General features: G+C 40.0%; 4 protein-coding genes and 1 pseudogene. 1 reads left to right on the forward strand and 4 read right to left on the reverse strand.

The window, feature by feature from the left end; all coding sequences use genetic code 11:
* Positions 1–238: pseudogene (locus WBM49_RS10235) on the forward strand (hypothetical protein); the annotation flags it as partial.
* A gap of 3 nt (positions 239–241) precedes the next feature.
* On the opposite strand, the gene WBM49_RS10240 reads toward WBM49_RS10235, so the two are convergent.
* The 4 genes from WBM49_RS10240 to WBM49_RS10255 form a co-directional block, all read right to left on the reverse strand.
* The gene (locus WBM49_RS10240; protein WP_424371957.1) at positions 242–982 is read right to left on the reverse strand and encodes a sterol desaturase family protein; all 741 of its coding nucleotides are present in this window, start codon (positions 980–982) and stop codon (positions 242–244) included.
* Positions 979–2,229 (reverse strand): radical SAM/SPASM domain-containing protein, encoded by a 1,251-nt coding sequence (locus WBM49_RS10245; protein ID WP_424371958.1) that lies wholly within the window; start codon positions 2,227–2,229, stop codon positions 979–981. The genes WBM49_RS10240 and WBM49_RS10245 overlap by 4 nt, the downstream gene beginning before the upstream one ends.
* Positions 2,216–3,913, reverse strand: a complete 1,698-nt coding sequence (locus WBM49_RS10250) for a hypothetical protein (RefSeq protein WP_424371959.1) — start codon at positions 3,911–3,913, stop codon at positions 2,216–2,218. The genes WBM49_RS10245 and WBM49_RS10250 overlap by 14 nt, the downstream gene beginning before the upstream one ends.
* A 133-nt stretch (positions 3,914–4,046) precedes the next feature.
* The coding region (locus WBM49_RS10255) for a helix-turn-helix domain-containing protein (RefSeq protein ID WP_424371960.1) at positions 4,047–4,955 on the reverse strand (909 nt) is incomplete at its 5' end.

Raw genomic sequence — 4,955 nt, forward strand, 5'->3', positions numbered from 1 at the left:
GCCTATGGTCTATGCTCCCGAAATTCAGGAGCTGCTTAACTCCAACCAGTTAGATACGGCAGAAGTAAAAATTATACTAAGAGATGGCGATGTTATTTTTTCCGAAAGTAATACAAAAGCGCTGCCTTGCAAGGAATTTGTCGTAGAGGGAATCATACAAGAGAAAGAAGCTTCACTATTATTTAAAAATTGTTCGACCACTACTATTTTGCAATCGTTTGCATATAAAACACGCTAAGATTTAACCATCTAATAGCTGCGTTTTCTTTGATTTTTTATACGTTCCCATTAAACGGTCCCAGAAGGTAAAATACAAACCATAATTTACCCTTGCATTTTGGTGATGGTAGTTGTGGTCTGCGGCCGAATTTTGCCATTTACCTAAGTACAGTTGCTCTATATTGTAACCTAAATGGATATAGACATCATACAGGGTCATAAAGGTTATAAATACGATCAGTGCATTTTGATGCCAGGGGATACAAAAAATAATAACAGGTATAACTCCCATGCTAATAATAGCTTCCAAAGGATGAAATGAAAAAGCAGCCCAGGGAGTAGGGTTGGTAAATTGATGGTGTACCTTGTGGACCAAAGAGAATAGTTTCTTATGGTGAATAAGTCGGTGGGTCCAATAAAAATAGGTGTCATGTATAATCACCATAAGCAAGAAGCTTACTATGAAATAGGCAATTCCATAATCCGAAATAGCTCCGTAATGCAAGGTAATGCCACTCTGCAACCAATCAAGAAAAAGCCAAATACCAGTGCCATATAAAAGAAGGCTTACTAGCGAATAAAGAATCTCTTTTAAGATCTGCTTTTTATCAGGTCGTTTTTTTTGGATCTTTTTCCCCCTAACTTTTTTTTCGATCAGCACATAATAGAACAAAAAGGGAATACCCGCAAGAATCAAATACCTGATCACAAATAATAGGGATACAAGCAACCAAAGTTCGAGGGATGATTCTTGTAGTTTCATGCCGTATAGGTTGGGCAACCGGCCGCTGTCATAGTGGCCAGTAAGTTATCAATCTTTGGATCGAGGATGTTACCCGACTTTTTATGACAAAATGTACATGGGTTAATATCTCCGTCCGTATCTACATAAAGTCCTTTTTTTCCGGCACTAAAGCAGCCCTGACGTCTTTGGTAATACCCGTGGTAGGTTATAATTGGGTACGAACTAAAATTATCTGAGAAGTTCATTTTTAAAAAAACAGATTCCAGCAGTCTTATTTGTTCCGTACCCAGGGTAACATCGGTACTCTTGTAATGGCCAACAGCCTTTGGCTCAAGAAATTGCACAAAATGTACTCCGGTTTCTTTTGCCAGATCCATGTAGCGTTGGATATTTTCCTCGCTGACAAATTCTTTTCTCATACAGATTGAATAGGCAACCACCAGTCCGCTGTTCAAGGCATTCCTGGCTCCTTCTTGCGCCCAGTAGAATGCGTCCTTAAAATTCCTGAATTTATTGTGTTCCTCTGCACTAAAATGATCCAGGCTGATAAATACCCCGGTGAGTCCTGCTTGTTTTAATCGCCTGGCATTTATCGCCGTAAGTTTCAGCCCTGAAGTATTCATCCAAAAATTGGTTCCACTAGCCGATCTTTTCATAAGAGATAGCAAGATATCTACCTTAAGCATAGGCTCCCCTCCCGTAAAATGTATCTGGGCAGTACCTAATTGTTGAATCCTGTGCACAATGCCGTGCAGCGTGTCCTCAGAAAGCACGTCTTTCTTGTTGAGATTATCCCATTCATAACAATGCTCGCACTGCAGGGCACACTTCTTGGTGATGGCCAGAAAGACATGATTAAAGCGGTATGCTGGAGAATTCGTTTTTTTAAACTCATTCAATTCAGAGGCAATAAACTGTTCGTAAACTGTACTTCGCCAACCGGGAGTATACAGGCCCATATAGTATTTACCATCTACATAGGCCATTTTCTTCAGCCTTTGATTTCCTAAAAACCTTCTTCTTAACTTTATTAGATATTGTAGCCCCAGAAACCAGTCTATCGGATTCTTATATTCCCTTATAAGCACCTTTATCAGCGTTAGTTTTAGTCTAAAATGAATCCAATTTAAAAAGAAACCAGACCGCATGCTTTTAGGGTTTTGGTTCCTGGATTGCTCCTCTAGAACCTTTCTTTCATTGCCGAACTGCCATTCTTCTCCGCCGGTAAATGGCAACGTATTTATATCTCTTCTATTGAACAACATAGCTAGCTTCTTTTAATTGTAAGACCTTTAGGGTTCGATGATATTCATTTTCAGAAAACCTTGTAAACGTACCAGGATTCCTGAATTTTTGAAGTTCTGTAAAGTCGGGAATTCCCTCATAGTCCCTTATATAAGTATAATAGCCGCGGTTCTTTAAGAAATATGAGCGCAATGTTTGCTTATCCGCTGCGGTGGGTAAATAGCTTATTTCTACCGCGTCTCCTATCTCTTTCTGTGTTAAATACTGCCCGTCCTGCGACGCCAATAGGTGCGCTACATCTTCTCCTGTATTGGTTGTGGCAACCACTGGGTCTAAAAGTTTAATTTCAAAGGGCAGCTCTTCAGAATAGTCGATTCCAACGTAATCTACTTCCCAGAACATGTAGCCAGTCTCTAGTTTTATTTCAACCACATCCTCTTCAATTCCTTGAAGATCTAATTTGATCCCCAGGTCCCTGAATGACAGAGGTCCAACAGACGCTAGTTTCTCTACTTCTTTCCAGACACCTTTGCGCTTTACAGAAACGGTTAAAGGGATATGCTGCTCCCCGGACCAGGTAAGGGCCTCTTCTTTGGTGCTTTCTTGTTGCGATTTCTGAAAGGTATTGTAATAGCTCCCAAACTTTTGATTGAATTTACCGAATACATAGTCGAGCCACAGCGAGTTTTTTGCCCTGAGAAATAGTTTGGCCTCGTGGGCATCGGTCGGTCTTGTAAAGGTAAGAACCACATTGCGGGTATTATCAGAATTGGTGACAGGGGTGTCGAACATATACGAACTAGCATCGACGGTGAGTGCTGGTTCTAAATTGTTTATGGTACCATCTAGCAAGGCTTTAACCGGACTTTCCAGATCCCTATAAAGTAATATTTGGCCCTTTTTGTCTGCCAAGGCCGTTGTATTCTTAGGGTGGCTAATTTCCATGAGCTGCGCAAGATCAGTATGTTGTATCTCCAGGAGTTCGTTGGTGATTCGGATGTTTAGTTTCCCGTCCGTCTCCTTTAATGCAGGCAAGGGAAGATAATCTGTCTCTTGTGCATTTTTAATGATGTTGCCCGGATACAATTCACCGGAAAACACATATTCATTACCATTTTTGACATAAATAAAGGGACAGGAGCTTTTTAAAGCCGCATAAATGGCCAGGATAAGAACAAGGGCACCTAATGTACCTAAGGCGGCATGTACTATGGAGGTTGTTCCATCACTATAAGCAATCCCCATTTCCTCTATTTCACTAAAAGGAATTACAGTGTATGAGAGAGAAAGCGGTTCTCCTTCCTTCAAATAAATATGAACTTCATTTAAAGGGTTTTTTAGGCCTGGTTTATAGCGATATGATCTTTTTGTTTCAACCTGCCGCTTAGCCGTATGTTCTTCAGAAAGCATGGTTACGGTGCCCGATAATTCCAGGTTGTCTTCGTTTACAACCGGATTTTCTAAATGCAGGGATGCATTATTCTTGTGTAAGACAATATATTTCTGAGCCTCATTAAACGCCTTAATTTGTTGGGCAGTTTCGGCATAATCCTGTTGAGGAACGGTCTTAAGGCGATAATAAGAACATCCTGTGATTAAGTTGAGCATGGCAAGCGTCAATAGCACGGACAGTGCAGATCTAAGCTTTTGGTGCTTTTTAAAATAATACAGCGGTTGGAATTCTAAAGTGGCTTTTGTTTTCATACTAGGAAGTTTTTGATTGTTGGATCTAAAACCATTGCGATTAATTGAATGTATCTAATGGGCCGACGTGAGACAACACGAAGCTAAAACAACTGCCAATGAAGAGTGTCCGGAATTATGGTAGTTGCAAGAATCAGGATACTTTCAGGTACTGATCCCGGTATTCTGAAGGTGTCTGTCCCCCAAATTTCTTAAAAGCACTATAGAAAGTAGATTTTGAATAAAAGCCGCATTCCAGTCCGATAGCTACAATAGTATACTGTCCAAAACTGGCATCAGACAATAGTTTTTTCGATTGAGTAATACGGAATTCATTAATATAATCCGAAAAGTTTTGTCCCCCGTACGTATTTATCAATTTTGATAAATGACTCGTACTCATGGATACCTCTTCGGCTAGTTTTTCTAAACTCAGCGTAGGATCGAGGTATTTTTGATTTTCAACAATATACCGCTGCAAAGATTTGAAAGCCTCGCTGTGCTTTTCGTTGGTGAAACTGGATTTCTTTGGTTCTTTTTTCTGAATGGAATCCTCCACAAGAAATTTATGACTAAACGACTTACGGAGCAGTATCCTGTCCTGAATGATCGTATACCGAAATAGACCCTGGTACCCTATCCAATACAATAATACAGAGGTTGCTAAACGCAGTGGGTAACGTGCTGCTTCACTTCCAGTAGTATTGAGTACCACAATGGCAATTATCCATAGCACAAAAACTGTAACCCCAAGGAGGAGAAAGAGTTTAATCCATCTTATATCATCGTAGTCCAATATGTCCTTGTAGAGATGAGACCTGCGGAATACCAGATGTATTGCTTTAATAAAAATAAATAGGGAGAATGTGGCATTTATTATTTCTTCCCAGACAGTGTAGCTTTCAATAATTTCAGAATCCCAATTCCCATCTAAATAGCTTACCATGATGATGAGCCCAACTCTAATAAGCAGTTCAAAGAACAGTAAGAACAATGCCGGCTTGAGGAAAGTAAGTATGCGCTCCTGTACATTTAGATAATTTACAAGAAAGGAATAGAATAC

Origin of the sequence: Muriicola sp. (genome assembly GCF_049669965.1) — a bacterium.
GTDB lineage: Bacteria > Bacteroidota > Bacteroidia > Flavobacteriales > Flavobacteriaceae > Muriicola.

What these genes read in the sequence shown, in the direction of transcription:
- WBM49_RS10240 (WP_424371957.1), bottom strand. Translation starts at nt 982, where the DNA reads ATGAAACTACAAGAATCATCCCTCGAACTTTGGTTGCTTGTATCCCTA.
- WBM49_RS10245 (WP_424371958.1), bottom strand. Translation starts at nt 2,229, where the DNA reads ATGTTGTTCAATAGAAGAGATATAAATACGTTGCCATTTACCGGCGGA.
- WBM49_RS10250 (WP_424371959.1), bottom strand. Translation starts at nt 3,913, where the DNA reads ATGAAAACAAAAGCCACTTTAGAATTCCAACCGCTGTATTATTTTAAA.